This window comes from Lichenicola sp. GTC18331 (assembly GCF_055386855.1).
This window is the reverse complement of the sequence record NZ_AP045015.1, coordinates 2,099,782-2,117,557: the sequence shown is the minus strand read 5'-3', so window position 1 is coordinate 2,117,557 and position 17,776 is coordinate 2,099,782. Positions and strand designations below refer to the sequence as shown.

Annotated in this window: 20 protein-coding genes; 4 read left to right on the top strand and 16 right to left on the bottom strand. The window is 67.0% G+C overall.

Annotated elements, in window-relative coordinates:
• Positions 1–34 precede the first annotated feature (34 nt).
• Genes ACZ5BM_RS09715 through ACZ5BM_RS09705 form a run of 3 tightly spaced genes read right to left on the bottom strand, consistent with a single transcriptional unit; the run spans position 35 to position 1,864 of the window.
• A complete protein-coding gene (locus tag ACZ5BM_RS09715; protein ID WP_498907700.1) occupies positions 35–799 on the bottom strand; it encodes a M48 family metallopeptidase in 765 nt (254 codons plus the stop codon).
• Positions 796–1,311 (bottom strand): YcgN family cysteine cluster protein, encoded by a 516-nt coding sequence (locus ACZ5BM_RS09710; RefSeq protein WP_498907699.1) that lies wholly within the window; start codon positions 1,309–1,311, stop codon positions 796–798. The genes ACZ5BM_RS09715 and ACZ5BM_RS09710 overlap by 4 nt, the downstream gene beginning before the upstream one ends.
• A gap of 10 nt (positions 1,312–1,321) precedes the next feature.
• Complete coding sequence (locus ACZ5BM_RS09705) at positions 1,322–1,864, bottom strand: hypothetical protein (protein WP_498907698.1); 543 nt, start codon at positions 1,862–1,864, stop codon at positions 1,322–1,324.
• A gap of 15 nt (positions 1,865–1,879) precedes the next feature.
• Here ACZ5BM_RS09705 and hemA point away from each other — a divergent pair, with 15 nt between their 5' ends.
• The gene (hemA, locus tag ACZ5BM_RS09700; RefSeq protein ID WP_498907697.1) at positions 1,880–3,085 is read left to right on the top strand and encodes a PLP-dependent aminotransferase family protein; all 1,206 of its coding nucleotides are present in this window, start codon (positions 1,880–1,882) and stop codon (positions 3,083–3,085) included.
• 122 nt (positions 3,086–3,207) lie between these two features.
• On the opposite strand, the gene ACZ5BM_RS09695 is transcribed toward hemA, so the two are convergent.
• Both ACZ5BM_RS09695 and ACZ5BM_RS09690 read right to left on the bottom strand, forming a co-directional pair.
• Complete coding sequence (locus ACZ5BM_RS09695; protein ID WP_498907696.1) at positions 3,208–4,389, bottom strand: type 2 periplasmic-binding domain-containing protein; 1,182 nt, start codon at positions 4,387–4,389, stop codon at positions 3,208–3,210.
• A gap of 140 nt (positions 4,390–4,529) precedes the next feature.
• Positions 4,530–5,657, bottom strand: coding sequence for an ABC transporter ATP-binding protein (locus tag ACZ5BM_RS09690; protein WP_498907695.1), 1,128 nt, complete (start codon positions 5,655–5,657; stop codon positions 4,530–4,532).
• A 54-nt stretch (positions 5,658–5,711) separates the two neighbouring features.
• Here ACZ5BM_RS09690 and ACZ5BM_RS09685 point away from each other — a divergent pair, with 54 nt between their 5' ends.
• Both ACZ5BM_RS09685 and ACZ5BM_RS09680 read left to right on the top strand, forming a co-directional pair.
• Positions 5,712–5,993 carry a hypothetical protein gene (locus ACZ5BM_RS09685; RefSeq protein ID WP_498907694.1) on the top strand — a complete coding sequence of 94 codons (282 nt, stop codon included), beginning with the start codon at positions 5,712–5,714 and terminating at the stop codon, positions 5,991–5,993.
• A gap of 9 nt (positions 5,994–6,002) precedes the next feature.
• A complete protein-coding gene (locus ACZ5BM_RS09680) occupies positions 6,003–6,443 on the top strand; it encodes a phage holin family protein (RefSeq protein ID WP_498907693.1) in 441 nt (146 codons plus the stop codon).
• A gap of 82 nt (positions 6,444–6,525) precedes the next feature.
• Here ACZ5BM_RS09680 and ACZ5BM_RS09675 read toward each other — a convergent pair whose 3' ends face one another.
• Positions 6,526–6,948 (bottom strand): flagellar FliJ family protein, encoded by a 423-nt coding sequence (locus tag ACZ5BM_RS09675; protein ID WP_498907692.1) that lies wholly within the window; start codon positions 6,946–6,948, stop codon positions 6,526–6,528.
• An 11-nt stretch (positions 6,949–6,959) separates the two neighbouring features.
• Positions 6,960–8,330 carry a flagellar protein export ATPase FliI gene (fliI, locus tag ACZ5BM_RS09670; RefSeq protein WP_498907691.1) on the bottom strand — a complete coding sequence of 457 codons (1,371 nt, stop codon included), beginning with the start codon at positions 8,328–8,330 and terminating at the stop codon, positions 6,960–6,962.
• A 155-nt stretch (positions 8,331–8,485) separates the two neighbouring features.
• Between fliI and ACZ5BM_RS09665 the strand changes: the two genes are divergently transcribed.
• Entirely contained in the window at positions 8,486–9,217 is a 732-nt protein-coding gene (locus ACZ5BM_RS09665) for a response regulator transcription factor (protein WP_498907690.1), read from the top strand.
• A 168-nt stretch (positions 9,218–9,385) separates the two neighbouring features.
• Here the strand turns inward: ACZ5BM_RS09665 and ACZ5BM_RS09660 are convergent, their stop codons facing one another.
• The 9 genes from ACZ5BM_RS09660 to ACZ5BM_RS09620 form a co-directional block, all read right to left on the bottom strand.
• Positions 9,386–10,180 carry an NAD kinase gene (locus ACZ5BM_RS09660; RefSeq protein WP_498907689.1) on the bottom strand — a complete coding sequence of 265 codons (795 nt, stop codon included), beginning with the start codon at positions 10,178–10,180 and terminating at the stop codon, positions 9,386–9,388.
• Positions 10,181–10,203: 23 nt separating this feature from the next.
• Entirely contained in the window at positions 10,204–11,052 is an 849-nt protein-coding gene (locus ACZ5BM_RS09655) for a carbon-nitrogen hydrolase family protein (protein WP_498907688.1), read from the bottom strand.
• Positions 11,053–11,105: 53 nt separating this feature from the next.
• A complete protein-coding gene (locus ACZ5BM_RS09650; RefSeq protein ID WP_498907687.1) occupies positions 11,106–11,228 on the bottom strand; it encodes a hypothetical protein in 123 nt (40 codons plus the stop codon).
• 129 nt (positions 11,229–11,357) lie between these two features.
• Positions 11,358–12,119, bottom strand: coding sequence for a P-loop NTPase family protein (locus ACZ5BM_RS09645; protein ID WP_498907686.1), 762 nt, complete (start codon positions 12,117–12,119; stop codon positions 11,358–11,360).
• Between the two features lie 89 nt (positions 12,120–12,208).
• Positions 12,209–13,285, bottom strand: coding sequence for a flagellar biosynthesis protein FlhF (locus tag ACZ5BM_RS09640; protein ID WP_498907685.1), 1,077 nt, complete (start codon positions 13,283–13,285; stop codon positions 12,209–12,211).
• Between the two features lie 12 nt (positions 13,286–13,297).
• Positions 13,298–15,373, bottom strand: coding sequence for a flagellar biosynthesis protein FlhA (gene flhA / locus ACZ5BM_RS09635; protein WP_498911567.1), 2,076 nt, complete (start codon positions 15,371–15,373; stop codon positions 13,298–13,300).
• A 51-nt stretch (positions 15,374–15,424) separates the two neighbouring features.
• Positions 15,425–16,771: a sigma-54 dependent transcriptional regulator gene (locus ACZ5BM_RS09630; RefSeq protein WP_498907684.1), complete on the bottom strand. Its 1,347-nt coding sequence runs from the start codon at positions 16,769–16,771 to the stop codon at positions 15,425–15,427.
• Between the two features lie 2 nt (positions 16,772–16,773).
• Positions 16,774–17,097, bottom strand: a complete 324-nt coding sequence (fliN, locus tag ACZ5BM_RS09625; RefSeq protein WP_498907683.1) for a flagellar motor switch protein FliN — start codon at positions 17,095–17,097, stop codon at positions 16,774–16,776.
• A gap of 1 nt (position 17,098) precedes the next feature.
• Complete coding sequence (locus ACZ5BM_RS09620) at positions 17,099–17,770, bottom strand: FliH/SctL family protein (protein WP_498907682.1); 672 nt, start codon at positions 17,768–17,770, stop codon at positions 17,099–17,101.
• Positions 17,771–17,776: the final 6 nt, after the last annotated feature.

The following is a 17,776-nucleotide window of genomic DNA, read 5'->3' as shown; positions in this document are numbered from 1 at the left end:
CCTAGCCGCAACGCGCCGGGAAGGAAACGCCCGCTCAGCCCGTGCGCAGCAGGGCCGCGCCGTGATGCTTCAGCCAGCGCTCGGCCACCACGCGATGCGGCGTCAGCTCGGCCACCAGCGCCCAGAATCCCGGCCCATGATCCAGATGCCGCAGGTGCGCCAGCTCGTGCGCCACCACGTAGTGCTGCACGTCCGGGGGCGCCATCACCAGCCGCCAGGAAAACATCACCACGCGTTCCGACGAACAGCTGCCCCAGCGCGTCGCCGTGTCCTTGATCACCAGGCGCGACGGGGCGAGACCGCCGGCCGCCTCGGGTGACGCCGCGATCTCCGTCACCAGCCGGCTCAACCGCGCGCGCGCTTCCGCCCGCAGGAAATCGGCCACGCGACGCCGCAGGAACCCGGCCTCTCCGCTGACGCGGATCTCGCCGTCCTCAACCCAGACGCCGCGCCGCCCTTCCGGCACATGCCGGATCGGATGCAACCGGCCGCACAGCATCAGCTCGGCGCCCGCCTCGAACCGCACCGCGCTGGGCAGCGCGGCCAGACGGCTCGCCGCCCAATCCGCATGGGTGCGCAGAAGCGCCAGACCGGCATCGCGTGCCGCACGCGACGGCAACGTCACCACCACGGCCCCGGCCCTGGGATCGATCCTCAGCGAGATCCGGCGCGCCCGCGCGCAGCGGTTCCAGCGCACGGGCAGCGCCCCGTTCGGCAGCATCAAGGTCTCGGAAACGGATTGCGGAACGGGGTCGGCTTTCGGACGGCGCGCCGGACGACGGACCGCCGCGTCGCTCATCGGCGTCCGGCCGTGCGCTTGGCACCGGATGCGGTCACCCGTCGGATTTCCGGCACCGTGGCAGGCGGCAGCTCGCCCGGCCAGTCCACCAGATGGTCTTCCAGCGCCCCCGCGACCCGCTCGCTGATCACCCGGCCGCGCACAGAAATCCCCGCCTCGTGCACGGTCTCCGTGCTGCCCGACACCAGCGGATGCCACCAGGGCAGATCGGCCCCTTCCTTCACCAGACGGTAGCCGCAATTGGGCGGCAGCCAGTCGATCTCGCGCAGCTCCTCCGGGGTGAGCTGCACGCAATCCGGCACCTTGCGCCGGCGCCGCGGATAGTCCGAACACAGACAGCTCTCGGTATCCAGCAACCGGCACGACACCTCGGTATGGACCACCGCGTCGGTATCCTCGTCACGCAGCTTGTGCAGGCAGCAGCGCCCGCAGCCGTCGCACAACGACTCCCACTCGGCAGCATCCATCTGCTCGAGCGTCTTGGTTCTCCAGAAAGGCGGGTCCGCGTCCATGATCCCTAATCTAGGGTGCCGGGGAGGGCGCGGAAAGCGCCGATGCAAGGTGACGTCGCGCATAATGGGAAGCCGCCGCATCCGCTCCACCGGCCAGAAGCAACCCGGCCAGACATGCAGGCCCCATCTGCGGCCACCACAGCAGCCGGAACTGCGCGTAAGTCGCGGCGCCCAGCCCTCGTGCCGCCCGCCCCTGGCCCTCCGGCATACGGGCGAGCGACCACAAGGCGGGCAGCGCCAGAAGCGGCAGTGTCGCCAGCGCCCGGCAGGCGATCAAGGCCGGCTCATTCCGCATGCCGAACAGATCCGGCCGCAATGCCAGAACGAGCCCGGGCAGCAGCAGCGCCAACAGAACGGTGCGGACCAGCGCCGAAACCCGGGCACCCGCAAGCGCGCTCGCCGCCGTCACCAGCGCCGCCAGCAGCACCGACACGGGCAAACACATCCAGCCCATCACCTCGAACCGGCCTCCCACCGCATTGCCGCCGCCCCTGTCCTGCACACGGTGACGGTAGCGATCCGCCGCCGGTTGGTGGAAGATCGCCCGATCCACAGCGCCGAGGATGCCATGCGATACGAAACCTTCTTCCGCGACCAGTTGGCCGCTCTGAAGGCTGAAGGCAACTACCGCACCTTCGCCGAGCTGGAACGGATCAGCGGCCGCTTCCCGCGCGCCTTCCATCACGGCATCGGCCGCGAGGTGACGGTCTGGTGCTCCAACGACTATCTCGGCATGGGCCAGCACCCGGCCGTGATCGCCGCCATGCGCGACGCGGTGGAAAAGCACGGCGCGGGCGCTGGCGGCACACGCAACATCTCCGGCACCAGCCCGCAGCATGTCGCCCTCGAACGCGAACTGGCCGCCCTGCACGGCAAGGAAGCCGGTCTGCTGTTCACCTCCGGCTACATGTCGAACTGGGCCACCATCGGCACCCTCGCCGCCCGCATGCCCGGCTGCATCGTCCTGTCCGACGCCGCCAACCACGCCTCCATGATCGAGGGCATGCGCCATAGCCGCGCGCCCAAGCACGTGTTCCGCCACAACGACGCGGCCGATCTCGACCGGGTGCTCGGCGAATTGCCGGCGGACGCCCCCAAGATCGTCGCCTTCGAGTCGGTCTACTCCATGGACGGCGATGTCGCGCCGTTGTCCGACCTGTGCGACGTCGCCGAGAAGCACGACGCCATGACCTACCTGGACGAGGTGCACGGGGTCGGCCTCTACGGCCCGACCGGTGCCGGCGTCAGCGAACGCGACGGCGTGCAGCATCGCCTGACCGTGATCGAAGGCACGCTCGCCAAGGGCTACGGCACCGTGGGCGGCTACATCGCCGGCTCCGCCGCGCTCTGCGACTATATCCGCTCCTTCGCGTCCGGATTCATCTTCTCCTCCGCCCTGCCGCCGGCCGTCGCCGCAGCCGCCCTCGCCAGCGTGCGCCATCTGCGCGAAAGCAGCGAGGAGCGCCGCATCCATCAGCAACAGGTCGCCACGCTGCGCCGCCGTCTGGACGAGGAAGGCCTGCCCCATCTGCGCAACCCGAGCCATATCGTGCCGGTGATCGTGGGCGACCCGGTCCGCTGCCGCGGCATCTCCGAGCGTCTGCTCGACCGGCACGGCATCTACGTGCAACCGATCAACTACCCCACCGTGCCGCGCGGCACCGAGCGCCTGCGCTTCACCGCCACGCCGCTGCACAGCGATGCCGACATCGAGCATCTGGTCTCGGCGCTATCGGAAACCTGGTCGGAATTCAGCCTCGCCCGCGCTGCGTGAAATAGAGAGAGTGTTCTTTCTTTGAAAGAAAGAACCAAAGAACTTCTGTCTGTCAGGATTCAAACCAAACGGACAGAAGTCTTTTTGCTTCTTTTTCTTCAGAAAAAGAAGACCAACTCCGCCTACGGGTGGCTCGACGCCGTTCCTGCCAGCCAGCGATCGAACCGCGCCTGGATCGCCGGCAGATGCTCGGCCCAGAACGACGCGTCCACACGGATCGCGTCCTCGCGATGCTCGGCGGTATTGGCACTGTCCGGCGGCAGGCTTCCGGCCCCCGCCGGGTCCTTGCGCAGAAGACTTTGCGCCGGATAGCGCGACACGAACTGCATCTGGCGCGCAGGCGCCAGGGTGAAGTCGATCAGCGCATAGGCGTCGCGTTCGCGCTCGGTCAGGCCGGCCGGGGTGCCGGCCGCAGGCGGATGGCCCGGCAGAACCCAGTCCTGCATCGTGCTCAGGCTGTTCTCCCACTGGATGCCGAAATCGCGATGCCCGGCGCGGTTCGCCAGCGCGATCTCGCTGTTGGGCGCGCTGGTCATCAGAACGGCGCCGGTCTCGATGATCCGCACCGCCTCGGCCGGATTGCGCCACCACACCACGTAGGGCTTGAGCTGATCGAGCTTGCGGAAGGCGCGATCGAGCCCCGCCTCCGTGCCCAGAGTCCGGTACAGCGCATCCGGAGACACGCCGTCGGCCAGAAGGGCGATCTCCAGAGTGCCGCGCGGATCGCGGGCCAGACCGCGCTTGCCGGGACGGCGCGCCACATCCCAGAACATCGACCAGTTCGGCGCGGTGTCGATCCGGCTCTTGTCCCACGCCAGTACCAGATCGGTGCGGAACGCGCCGATGCCGCAAGGGCTGATGGAATCCACGTCCAGCGGCCCGTTGCCGACGCCCAGGGACGGGATCGCGGACGGGTCGATCGGCAGCAGCAGCCCCTGGCTGCACGCCGCAAGGGCCACGCTGTCGTCCATCAGCGCCAGACCGTTCCCGCTGGCCGGTGCGGCACCGTGCGGTCCGCTCTGGAGCCCGGCCAGAGTGCCGTCCCAACGCGTCACGCGTACGCGGCGATGCTGCTCGGCCGCGTACGGCCCGAAGAAAGCCGCCTGCTGCGCATCCTGGAGCGCCGGGCCCAGAGTGGCGACCTCGATCGGCGGTGGCGCGACCCTCGCGGCGGTGTGCTTGCCTTTGACATGGGCGTGAGCTTCGGCGCCGGCACCGAACCCGCCCGACAGAACGATGGCAACGCAGAGCAGGGCACGCGCGGAACGCGATGGGTGAACCGGAACGGCGGTGGGCGAAAGCATTCTCACGCTGGCTCGGTCTCGGCACGGCCCGGATACGGGGCCCGGCCGCTTGGGAAAAAGGTCATCCGGCCGGGGCCGATCGCTCTCGGGCACGAGGCTAGAACAGAAGCGCCGCTCTGTAACCCTCCGCCGGACGCCCTCTAATCGACAACGGGAAACACACGCGCCTGGTGCGCCTGCCAGGCCAGCATGGCGACACGGCCGGGCCGAAGTTCGGCCAGAACCGCGGCAGGAGGACGCCTGACCAGAAGCTCGGTGCCGTCGGCGAGACGGAACCGCAGGCGCAGATGGTCGCCCAGATGCACCACATCCTGCAGCGTCCCCGGAAGGGCGTCCTCGGCGGCCTCCATCTCCGAACCGCGACGGGTCAGGAAGGCGGTGGCAATCCGGTCCGGGCGGACAGCCAGCGTGCAGGCGGCATTCTCGGTCAAAGGGCCGCACGGCTCGGCATCCATCACATGCCCGGTGGGCAAACGCACGCGCGCCAATTCGCCGTCGTTCTCGATGATGCGCCCGGGCAGGAGGTTGGCATCGCCGATCCTCGCCGCGACGACCGCATCCTCCGGCCGCTCCAGAAGCGCGGCACCAGGGGCGACCTGGTGCAAGCGGCCCCGGTGGAGAACGCCGATCGCATCGCCCAACGACAGCGCCTCGTCGCGATCCTCCGTCGCGAGCAGCATGGTAAGCCCGCGCGCCGCGGCGAGACGCTTCAAACTGCGCCGAAGCTGCTCGCGCTCGTGGTGACGCAGAGCCTGCAACGGCGCGTCCAGAAGAAGAAGCGCGGGATCGGCGGCCAGAGCGCGGGCGATCGCCGCGCGCACGGCATCCGCGGGGTTCAGCGCAGCCGGACGCAGATGCGCCACGGCATCGAGCCCGAGCAGGGCCAACCCATCGCCGATGCGACGGTCGCGCTCGGCAGCAGGCAGACGGCGCGCGCGCAAGGGAAAACCGATATTCCCCCTGACATCGAGATGGGCGAATAACGGGTCGCGGGGCGAAACCAGCCCGATGCCGCGATCGCGCGGGGGCAGGGCATGGACCGGCTTTCCGTCGCAGGCCACCGCGCCACGATCGATCCGGGCGTGACCGGCGATCGCATCCAGAAGCAGGGACGTCCCATCCGCCGGCTCGCCCAGCAGCACCAGCGTCCGTCCCGCCTCGATCGAGAACGACACGGCCTCGAGGGATCGTCCGGCATCGTGTGCGCTCAACCCCTCGACGAGCAGGCGGGCGGACGAGTCGGTGGAAAGGGGGGTGGGTATCGTCATGGAACCAGCGATCTATGACGGCGTTCGTTTGCCCTGTCACGGAAGGGTCGAACGATGCTGTTTTGCAAGAAAGCCACCAAGAAGGCCAAGAACGTCGCCAGCGACACCCAGGACCAGATTCAGACCCTGCGCGCGCAGGTCGAGAAGCTGCTGAACCAGAAGGTGACGCCTGCGCTCGGCGATGCGGCCGACAAGGCGGAAACCGCGGTGAGCAACGCGCGCACGGTGACGAACGCGCAGGTCGAGAACGTGTCCGAGCAGGTTCGCAGCCAGCCGCTGATCGCCATTGGTATCGTTGCGGTGATCGGCTATCTGGTCGGCCGCATTCTTCGATAGGACCAGATCATGAAAGCCGTCGATCTCGCCAAGGTCGCAGCCGCCGCGGAAGGCCTTCGTATCAAGAAGCAGGCGCTGAGGGTCGGAAGGCAGATCGCCTTCCTGGTTCTCGCGGCGGTGTTCGGGTTCTTCGCACTCGTCGGCTTTCATGTGGTTCTCTGGACGATCTGCTACGGTCCCTGGGATTTCGGCAGGGTCGGCGCCTCGCTCGCCGTGTTCGGCTTCGATCTTGTCATCGCCCTGGTGCTGGTGCTGCTGGGTCGCAGCCGCGCACCGAGCATGGCCGAGATCGAGGCGCGCATCACGCGCGACCGGACCATCTCCGAACTGAAAAGCGCTGTTGCCCTGACGGCAGTGGCATCCACGGTAACCGGCCCGGCAGGTCGTTTCGCCGCGAGATCCGCCTGGGGTCTGGTGCGCAACATGCTGCCGAAACGCAGACGCGGCTGACATCGGGCACAAGGAAACGTTGCAAGGGCCGCCGATAAGGCGGCCCTTCGTCGTTTCGGGTGACAGACAAACGCGAGCCTGTTCAGCTGTTTCTGACAGCCTTGTCCCGACAGCGCAGGGCAAACTCGTCGAGTTCGATCTGTTCCTTCCGCGTCCGCCCGCGCGCCTGTTCGGCAGCACGCGTCTCCATCAGGGTCTCGACGGCCCGCGCCGACGCACGCGCAAGGGTCAGAACGGCGCGCACGCGATCCAAGGTCATGGTCGCCTCGCGCTGCTTGAGATGCGCGTCCGAGATTCGCTTCCGTCCCACGGGCAGCCATTTGGCGAAGGCTTCCACGGCGTCGTCGCCGGCCGAGAGGCTGCTGGCGACGCGCATCTCCTGTTCCAACGTATCCGTTTCCGCACGGACGGCAGCGATCGCCTCCTGCTCGACACGGTGTGCGTCGGCAAGGGCCTTCTGCGCTTCGTCAACCGCCGTCTGACGGAAGCGCAGCAGGGATGCCAAAGGATCACGGCTCATACGGCCACTCCCATGATGCCGCGTAGAGCGGCGAAACTCGCCTCGATCGTGGTGGCCTCGTTTCGGTCCTGATTGAGAAGCGACTCGATCCGCGGTGCCAAAGCGACCGCCTCGTCCACCACCGGGTCCGTACCCGTCTTGTAGGCACCCAATCTCACCATGTCCGCCATGTCGGCGTGAACCGACAGAACCGACCTGACCCGGCGCATCAGGGCGTTTTCCTCGGCGCTGTTGCAGCCGGGAACAGCGCGGGACAGGGAACGCAGAACATCCACCGCAGGATAGCGTCCCTGCTCGCCGATCCGGCGATCCATCACCACATGCCCATCCAGGATGCCGCGTACGGCGTCGGCCACGGGTTCGTTGTGATCGTCGCCTTCCACCAGAACGGTGAACAAGGCGGTGATCGAGCCGGCAGTGCCGTCCTCGGCGATCGGCCCGGGCCCGGCCCGTTCCAGCAGACGGGGCAGTTCCGCGAACACGCTGGGCGGGTAACCGCGCGTGGCCGGAGGCTCGCCGGTGGACAGGCCGATCTCGCGCAGGGCGAGGCAGAAGCGGGTGACGCTGTCCATCATCAGCAGCACGGATTTGCCCTGATCGCGGAAATGCTCGGCGATGGCCATGGCCGAATAAGCAGCTTCGCGACGCATCAAGGGCGGCGTATCGGAGGTGGCGATCACCACCACGGATCGCGCTAGACCGGCCTCGCCCAGATCGTCCTCGATGAATTCACGCACCTCGCGCCCGCGCTCGCCCACGAGGGAAATCACGGCGACATCGCAATCGGTATGCCGGGCCAACATGGACAAAAGGGTCGATTTGCCGACGCCGGAACCGGCGAACAATCCGAGCCGCTGTCCGGTCCGGCAGGTGGTGAAGCTGTTCAGAACCCGGATCCCCAGATCCAGACGCGGTCCCAGCCGTGCCCGGCGCGTCGCGTCGGGAGGCGCCGCGCGAACGGGACGAGGATGTTTGCCGCGCGGCATCGGCCCCTTGTTGTCCATCGGCCGGCCGAGCGGATCGATCACGCGTCCCAGCCAGCGATCGTTGATCGCGAGGGTTCCGCCATGAGTGCCGTCCCGGTGGCCGAAGCGGATGGATGCGGAGCTGCCCGGCCCCAGCCCGTCCAGCGGGCCATAAGCCATCGCCTGGGCATGTCGATCGCGAAATCCGACGATCTCGGCCGCGATCGGCTGACCGCCACGGGGCTGCAGGGCGACGCGATCACCCACGGCGGCATGTCGGTCGAACCCGGACAGCTGCACGCTGAGCCCGGATACGCCCACAACACGTCCCTGGATGATCGCAGGAGAGATATCGGCAAACTGGTCGGCCAAGTCGCCGAAATCGCCGCTCCCACCGTCCATTCCTCGCTCCTGTCGCCCTGGAATTCCTTCCTAACTAGCTGTAAACGTTTAATTACACGTTAAACGGGAAAAATTAATCGTTCTGCAACCGAATTTGCTTGAGCCTCACAACCTCGGATGGTAAAGATGTGTCAACAAAACCTGGAGTTGTAGACATGAGGGTCCTTCTCGTTGAGGGCGACGTCACCGCCGCGCAGGGTCTGACCGCGATCCTGCAAAACGCCGGCTTTCTGGTTGATCACACCGATATGGGTGGTGAAGCCCTGGAAATGCTCCGCCACTACGATTACGACCTGACCCTGGTCGAGCTTGATCTGCCGGATATGGATGGCAGCGAACTCGTCCGTCGCATGCGCATCGCCCGCCATCCGGTTCCTGCCATGGTGTTGTCCGGCGCCGCTCAGGCCGCCACCCGCATTCGCGCCCTGGTTGCAGGCGCGGACGACGTTGTCGCCAAACCGTTCGACTCCGCCGAGCTGATCGCCCGCGTGCATGCCATCATGCGCCGCTCCAAGGGCTATTCGGCCCCGATCGTGCAGGTCGGCCCGCTGGAACTGAATCTCGACAGCCGCAGCGTCACCGTCGACAGCCGCCCGGTCCATCTCACGGGCAAGGAATATTCCATTCTGGAGCTGCTGGTGCTCCGCAAGGGCGTCGTCCTGACCAAGGACGCGTTCCTCAACCATCTCTACGGCGGCATGGACGAGCCGGAGATGAAGATCATCGACGTCTTCGTCTGCAAGCTGCGCAAGAAGCTGCAGATCGCCGGTGCAGGCAACCTGATCGGCACGATCTGGGGACGTGGCTATATGCTGCGCGACGATGCGCCGGCGATTCCGACCGTGCGACCGGTCGCCTTGTCCGCGAGCCGCCTGGTCGCCGCCTGACGATCACCGCAGGCATGCCTGCGATGCCGTTTCCACGACAAAGGCCCGGTTGTCAGTTCGTCAGCGAACGCGCACATCAATCTGGTCGGCGCCGATGCGTGCCCATCTGCGACCGGACTGTGGTCGGCGGGAGGCGATGAGCCTGGACGCCGGCCACAACGGGAACCGTCACACGGTGAACTGTTCCACCAGGATCCTTTCCGACAGGCTCTGATCCGGGTCGAACAGAACGGTTGTCCGCAAGCTCCGGTCCTCGCTCACGGCCACCGACACCACATCGCGCACCTCGGTGAAATCGGCCACCGCCGCAACCGGGCGTTTGTCGACTTCCAATATCTTGAATTCCACATCCGCTGAGCTGGGAAGCAGCGCGCCCCGCCAGCGCCTGGGCCGGAAGGCGCTGATCGGCGTCAGTGGCAAAAGATCCGAGGATAGCGGCACGATCGGTCCGTGCGCAGACAGGTTGTAGGCGGTCGAACCGGCCGGGGTCGAAATCAGGATGCCGTCGCAGACCAGTTCCTCCAGCCGCACACGTCCATCGACCACGATCTGGATCTTCGCCGCCTGCCGCGTCTGACGGAACAGGAACACATCGTTCAGCGCCAGGGCTTCCTCGACGAGGCCCGATTGGGTGACCGCATGCATGCGAAGCGGATGCAGCACGGCCGCCTGGGTCCGCACGAGCCGTTCCGGCAGATCGTCCTCGCACAACGGGTTCATCAGAAAACCGACCGAGCCGCAATTGATGCCGTAGACCGGGGTATCCCGATGCAGCACCGTATGCAGCGTCTCCAGCATGAAGCCGTCGCCGCCAAGACACACCACGACTTCGGCCTCGTTGACCGGCACGTTGCCATAACGCTGCGTGAGCTGGGCGGCGCAGGTCTCTGCCAGTTCGTTCGGAGCGGCGACGAAGGCCAGCCGGGTCAGCACAGTGCCGACCGGCCAGGGGGAAGAACGCATTTCGGTCGTCCGCAAAGGCTGAGTCACTGCAGGCGCCGATGCTGCACCACCGGAATCGCGTTGCGGATCCTCTCCGTCATCGCCCGATCGACGGTGGCCGAGGCGATCCCTGGTCCACCCGACGCCTGCGCCACAACCGCGCCCCAGGGATCGACGATCATGGAATGGCCGAACGTCTGCCGCGTGCCGCCATCGGCATCTTCATGCGCACCGACCGTTCCGGCCGCCGCCAACCAGCACTGCGTCTCGATCGCCCGGGCGCGCAGCAAGGTTTCCCAATGCGCGGAGCCGGTTTCCATGGTGAACGCCGCGGGCACCACGAGCATATCCGCACCCTGATCGCGCAGTTGGCGGAACAACTCGCCGAACCGGATATCGTAGCAGATCGCCAGGCCCAGGCAGACGCGTCCGAAGCGACCCTCGATCGGCACAGTGACCACCTCGTCACCGGCCCGATAAGTGTCGCTCTCGCGGTAGCCGAGACCGCTCGGCGTCGTGATGTCGAACAGATGGATCTTGCTGTAACGCGCAACGATCTTGCCGCTCGGTCCGATCACCACCGAGGTGTTCAACAGGCGGTCGCCGGCCTTCTCGGCCATCGAACCGGCGTGGATGAACAGGCCGTGTTCGCGTGCAAGACGCCGCATCGCGGCAATCGCATCGCCGCCGCCATCGTCGCTTCCGACCGGGGGAATCTCCTCGGCGGCTGCGAATTTCTGCTCCGTCGTCCCGCCGAGACAAGTCCAGACTTCGGGCAGAACCACGATGTCCGGGCTATCCTGTCGGACGGCATGTGCCAAATAAGTTTCAGCCTGTATGATATTCGCGCGCTTGTCGCTTCCCGGCGACATTTGGACGACACTGACCTTCATGCGCGTATCCCGACCACCGTGAACGACGGGTGCGTTCTAGCACGGAATCAGGGTCAGTGTTCGCCACGCGGTTCCGGCTGCTCCGAGAGGATCGCCATTAATTCGTCCGGCACCGGCTCATCGAGCGCCTGATCGAAACGCTGCTGAAGCGTCGTCTTGAGCCAATTGTCGAACATGGGCGACTTTCCACTCACCGGAGCGCACCGACGCGAACCAGACGGGGTTTCCGGGCACATCATACGAAATCATCGTTTCGGTGCGGTGGAAGGTTGCATGTCGGGACGGGGGAGCACCGTTGTGGGTCATTATCGCAACAGCATGGTGGCGACGCGGGCGATGTCGCCGGCGACCTGTCCGTGCGGATGGCGACTGAGAACGGTGGTCTGCCGGCGGATGGAATCCGGCACATGGCTGTCGCGGCGGATCACCCCGGCAAGAGCCGGGGTGGCGCCGAGAAAGGTTTCGCAGGCGCGGGCCAGGGCATCGTAGGTGCGGCGGCCGCTGGTCTGGGTGGTGCACTGGTTGATCACCAGACGCACATCCGCCGGGGCGGCGCCCGGTTCGCGCGCCTTGCGGTCGCGCGCGTGCAGCTTCAGCACGGCATAGGCATCGGCCAGGGCGGTGGGTTCGTCGGTGGAGATGACCACGAGCGTGTCGGCCGACGCGGACAGGAAGCGTGTGGTGGGGTCGATGCCGGCGCCGAGATCGAGCAGTACCGTGTCGTAGCCCTGCAAGCGGCGGATGGCCTGCAACAGGCGCCCCAGGACGCCGACATCGAGAGCGGCCATGGAAGCCGCACCCGACCGTCCGGGCAGGATGTCGAAAGCCGCGTCGGGCAGATCCGGATCTCTGTGGGTCAGGATCACGTCGGGGATACTGCGCCGTCCGGCCAGGATCGCCGTCAGATCGTGATCCGGCATCAGGCCGAGCTGGATGTCGACATTGGCAAGGCCGAGATCGCAATCCACCAGCAGAACACGCCGGCCGCGCATGGCGAGGCTCTGGGCGAGGGCGATCGACAGCCAGGTCTTGCCGACGCCGCCTTTGCCCGAGGCCACCGCGATCACGCGATGGCTGGTTTGAGGCGTCGAGACAGCGGCCGGTGACGGGGTCCGGGTCCGACGTGGCGCCGGAACCGTTGCATGCGTCGTATCCATCATGACGGTTTCTTCCAGGATGCCATCCGGCTCTTGCCGGCCTGCGCTGCGATATGGGCGGACAGAACGTTGATGCCGGGTTGTGTCCGGCGGAACGGGACGATTTCGCCCTGGGGCTCGGATGCCTCGCGGGGTGCTGCCGCCTCGGGTGCCAGCCGAAGCGCGACCGTTTCGGCGGTGAGGGTTTCGAGGCCGTCCACCACGGCGGCGGCGACGCCGGCCTCGGTGAGGGCCAGATCGCCCGCGCGTGCGGCGGAAAGGATGCCCCCGAGGCGGCCGCGTCGATCGAGCCGGGTCGCCAACAGATGGCATGCGCCGTGTCCGGCGGCCTGCTGTGCCGTTTCCGCGGCTTCCATCGGATCGATCCCGCACGGCAGTACGAGGGCCGGCTCGGCCCTGGCGGCGGAAAGCAGGTCGGCCAGCAGCGTGTTCTGGCCCGGGTCGTCGAGATGCAGGCCAGGCGCATCGATCAGCACCGGCGCGCCGTTGGTTCTGCGCGAAAGAGCGCGTGCCAGCGTTTCCGGCCGTCCCGCCGCGATCAGGGTCAGGCCGAGAAGGCGTGTGAATCCCGCAAGCTGTTCCACCGCGCCCGCACGCTGCTCGTCGGCCGTGATGACCAGGGGAGTCTGGCCTGCGAGCACCAGCTTGGTGGCGAGCTTGGCGATCGTGAGGGTCTTTCCCGATCCCGGGGGGCCGACCAGCATCAGCGGCGGCGCGCCTTGCGCCAGCGGCAGGGATGCGAACCGGAACAAGCGCTGGCATACGGCCTGGACCGGTGCCTGCGAGAGCGCGTGCTCGATCTCGGGCGGCAGATTGTGGCGCGACCAGGGTCGAGCGACGGGCAGCGGCGTCGGCGGGAGAAGTTCCCCGACCGGTGTTTCGTCTCCAAACGCGATCACGCCGGGCAGGGGCGAGAAAACCTCGTCGTCCTGTTCTTCTTCCTCGACGGCGGCCGTGATCTCGACGCCGCCCTCGATGCGGACGGTGTCGAGGATCAGCGCGTCGAGACCGAGCGCGTCCCTGATCTCGGCCATCGCCTGGCCGACGGTGGCGGCGCGGAAGAGTTTAATCCGCATGCGGTGTCATCTTCAGATCGTCCCGATGGTGCGGATGCGGGCGCGTGGAAAGATCTCGGCCTGGGACAGCACCGGCGTCGCCGGACGCAGACGCTCCACGATGGCCCGCACGGGCGCGCGGATGCCGGAACTGGTCAGGATCACAGGCACTTCGCCTGCGGCACTGGCGGCGTCGAGAGCGGAGCGCAGACGTCCGATGAAGTCGTTGAGACGACTCGGTGCCATGGCGAGCTGGCGGTCCTCGTGCGGTCCGACCAGACTGTCGAGGAAGGCTTCCTCCCATTCCGGCGACAGCGGGATTAGCGGAATGTAGCCGGCCGGACCGACCAGGGAGTCGCTGATCTGTCGTGCCAGACGGGCACGCACATGCGCCACCAGAAGCGGCACCGCCCGGATGCCGTTGCCGCAGGCTTCCTGGAGCCCTTCCAGGATGGTCGGCAGATCGCGGATGGAGATGCGCTCGGCCAGCAGGCCTTGCAGAACACGCTGCACCGCTCCGGTGGAAATCTGCGACGGGATCAGATCGGCAACCAGCTTCTGTTGTTCGCGCGGCAGCTCGTCCAGCAGCTTCTGGGTTTCGGAATAGGACAACAGCTCGGCCATGGTCTCGCGCACGGTCTCGGTCAGATGCGTGGTGAGAACGCTGACCGGATCGACCACCGTGCAGCCACGGAACATGGCCTCCTCGCGATGGGACGCATCCACCCAGAGCGCCGCCAGACCGAAGGCGGGCTCGGTGGTGCGCTCGCCCGGCAGGTCCGGCACGCCGCCGCGCGGGTCCATCACGAGAAACGCGTTGGGGCGCAACATGCCTTTGCCGGCCTCGATCTCCTTGACGCGGATCGAGTAGTTGTCCGCGCCGAGCTGCATGTTGTCCTGGATGCGTACCGGCGGCAGCACGAAGCCCATCTCGCTGGCGATGGTTCTGCGCAGCGCCTTGATCTGCTCGGTCAGTCTCGGCTGTTCGCCACCGGCCAAGGGCAGCAGGCCGTAGCCGAGTTCAAGCCGGATCATGTCGATCCGCATGGCTTCGGCGATCGGCGGTTCGCTGGGCGCGCTGGACACGATCGACGCCGCTTCGTCCTCGGTTTCCGCCTTGGTCGGGGTCTTGTGCCGAAACCATGCGCCGGCGCCGGCGAGGCCGGCCAGACCCAGAAACGGCAGTGCCGGCAGGCCGGGCATCAGGGCCAGCAGCAGCGCCGCGCCTGCGGCCATCGCCATCGGCTTCGGATTGCCGCCGAGCTGGCGCACCAGGGCGGCATCGGCAGCCCCCTCCGTGCCTCCCTTGGTGACGACGATGCCGGACGCCGTGGACACCAGCAAAGCGGGGATCTGCGACACCAGACCGTCGCCGACGGTCAGGGTGGTGAAGGTGGCAGCGGCGTCGCCGAACGCCATTCCATGTCGCCCGACGCCAATGGCGAGGCCGCCGATGATGTTGATCACCGTGATCAGCAGGGACGCAATGGCATCGCCGCGCACGAATTTCGCCGCGCCGTCCATGGCGCCGTAGAAACCGCTTTCTTCCTCCAACTCGCGACGGCGCAGGCGCGCGACCTTGTCGGTGATGGCGCCGGCGGACAGCTCGGCGTCGATCGCCATCTGCTTGCCCGGCATCGCATCGAGGCTGAACCGCGCCGCGACTTCGGCGATACGGCCGGAGCCCTTGGTGATGACCATGAAGTTCACCACCAGGAGGATGATGAACAGGATGATGCCGATCACCACGTCGCCGCCCATCAGGAAGCCGCCGAACGCGGCCACCACATGGCCTGCGGCGGTGGGGCCTTCGTTGCCGTGGCTGAGGATCAGCCGCGTCGTGGCGACCTCGAGCGACAGGCGCAGCAGGGTGGTGAGCAGCAGCAGGGTCGGGAACGAGGTGAAATCGAGCGGGCGGCGCAGGAACAGGGCCACCATCAACACCAGCACCGAGGCCGTGACGGAAAGGGCCAGGCCCATATCCAGCACCATGGTCGGCAGCGGCAGGATCAGGATCGACAGCAGCACGACCACCGCCAGCGCGAGACCGATATCGGTGCCCGGCACGTAGTTGCGCCAGCGTCCGCCCGGCAAAGCGAGCTTCGGCATGGCGAACCCGCGACGCGGGCCTTCGACGGTGGCGACGGCGGTTTCGCTCACTCAGGCCACCATGCCGGCCATGGGCGGCGGCACGCATACGCCCTGGTTCGCGTAGTCGCGCAGCTTGTTGCGGAGCGCGCGGATGGAGATGCCGAGAATGGTCGCGGCATGAGTGCGGTTTCCGGCCGTGCTGCTCAGCGTTTCCAGGATCAGCGCCTGTTCCACCGCATCCATCCGCTGTCCGACCAGCGCAGACACGCCGGACGGCGCAGCGCTGTCGGCCGCGGCGGAACGCGTTTCGGAGACCGGAGCCGGGGAGAGGCCGAGATGCGTCGTGTCGATCTCGCCCCGTTCGGCCAGGAGCACCGCGCGGTGCATCATGTTCTCGAGTTCGCGGACGTTGCCGCGCCATTCGTGCCGCGCGAGGCGCGACAGGGCCTCTTCCGGAAGCGCCGGGGTGTCGACGCCGTTGGCCTGCGCGTAATGGCGGACATAGTGCGCGGCGAGCACGCCGATATCGCCGGGACGCTCGCGCAGAGGCGGGATGTCGAGCCCGACGACGTTCAAACGGAAATAGAGGTCCTCGCGGAACCGGCCGGCACCGGCCTCGGCACGCATGTCGCGGTTGCTGGTGGCAAGGATGCGCACGTCCACCGGCACCGGCGCATGACCGCCGAGACGGTCGATCTCGCGTTCCTGGATGGCGCGCAGCAGCTTGGCCTGGAGCCGCACATCCATCTCGCTGATTTCGTCGAGCAACAGGGTGCCGCCCGAGGCCGCTTCGAACCGACCGATGCGTCGCGCCACCGCGCCGGAGAACGCGCCCTTCTCGTGGCCGAACAACTCGCTTTCCAGCAGATGTTCCGGAATGGCGGCACAGTTCAGGGCGATGAACGGACCAGATGCGCGGCGCGAGCGGCGATGGATGTGGCGGGCGAGGATCTCCTTGCCCGTACCGGACTCGCCGGTGATGAGGATCGACGCATCGGAGCGTGCGATCTGTTCAGCGCGGCGCACCGTGGCCAGCATCACCGGATCGCGCGCGATCAGGGCGTGGGTTTCGCCGGAAGCCGCTTCGAGGATGGCGGCGATCAGTTCGGGATCAGGCGGTAGCGGCAGGAAATCCTGCGCGCCGTCGCGAACCGCCTGGACGGCTGCATCCGGATCGTTTTCCTGCCCGCAGGCGATCACCGGAACCGCGATGCGTTCGCGCACCAGACCGCGTACCAGCTCGCCGATCGGCTGACCCAGTTCGCACAACACCAGATTGACGCGCGCGTCGCGTCGCAGGCGGGACAGGCAGTTCGGCACGTCATCGACCTGATCGAGCTCGGCGCCGCGCGCCGTGGCGATCTGCGCGGCCCGCCCCAGTTCCCCGCCCAGCGATCCCACGATCAGCACGCGCATGATCAGAAGCCGCGCTCGGACTTGATGATTTCCGTCATGGTCACGCCCAGACGATTGTCATCCACCATCACCACCTCGCCGCGGGCGATCAGGCGGTTGTTGACATAGATGTCGATCGCTTCGCCGAGCTTGCGGTCGAGTTCCACCACCGCACCGCGGCCAAGCTTCAGGAGCTGGCTGACCTGCATGGTGGTCTTGCCAAGCACCGCGCTGACGGTGACGGGAATGTCGTAGACCGCTTCCAGATCCTGCGCGTTGCGGGGGATACCGGTTTCGGCGAACACGCTGGTTTCGGGCAGTTCGGTGAGTTCGACGTCCGTGGTCATCTCAGAAAGCCTTTGCGGAAGGGGTGGTTCGTTCGCGCATGCCGGACACCATCGCAGCGACCTGTGCGCAAAGGGCGCGCGTATCGCGGAGCATCATGCCGTCCTGCCATTTGACGCCGATATCACCGGGTTCCATCGCCTCCACCGCGATCCATTCGATCTGTGCCGATCCTGCCATCGCGATGGTTTCCAAATCGTTACGGAGCAGCTCCAGAAGCGACGGATTGACCCGAATCTGCAGTTTCGGTTCGTCGTCCATCGACGGCAGCAGCAAACGCAGAAGATCCTTTGCTTCAAACAAACCGTTTTCGGCGGCGAGTGCCGGAAGAATGGCGGAAACGCTGGCCAGAACGGCGCGTGACAGATCGGCGGCGGCAGCGCCGGCGATACGGCTGCAATCCGCGCGCGATTGACGCAGCGCGTCGGAGATTGCCGACAGGGCATCGATCTTTCGTGCCTCCAGCCCCATCGCTGCTTCCTCGCGCTCCTCCAGCCTACCTTCCTCGCGTGCGTGCTGCGCGGCGCTTTGCAGTTCCACCAGGCTGAAGGTCGGTTCCAGCACGACGGGTTCGGCGACCGGACGCGCCGGCTCGCGGTTCGCCGTTCGTATCTCGGGAGCATCAGCAGGAAGATCGAAATCCTCGGCGTACAGAACGCCTGGAAGGGAGCGCATGCCTTG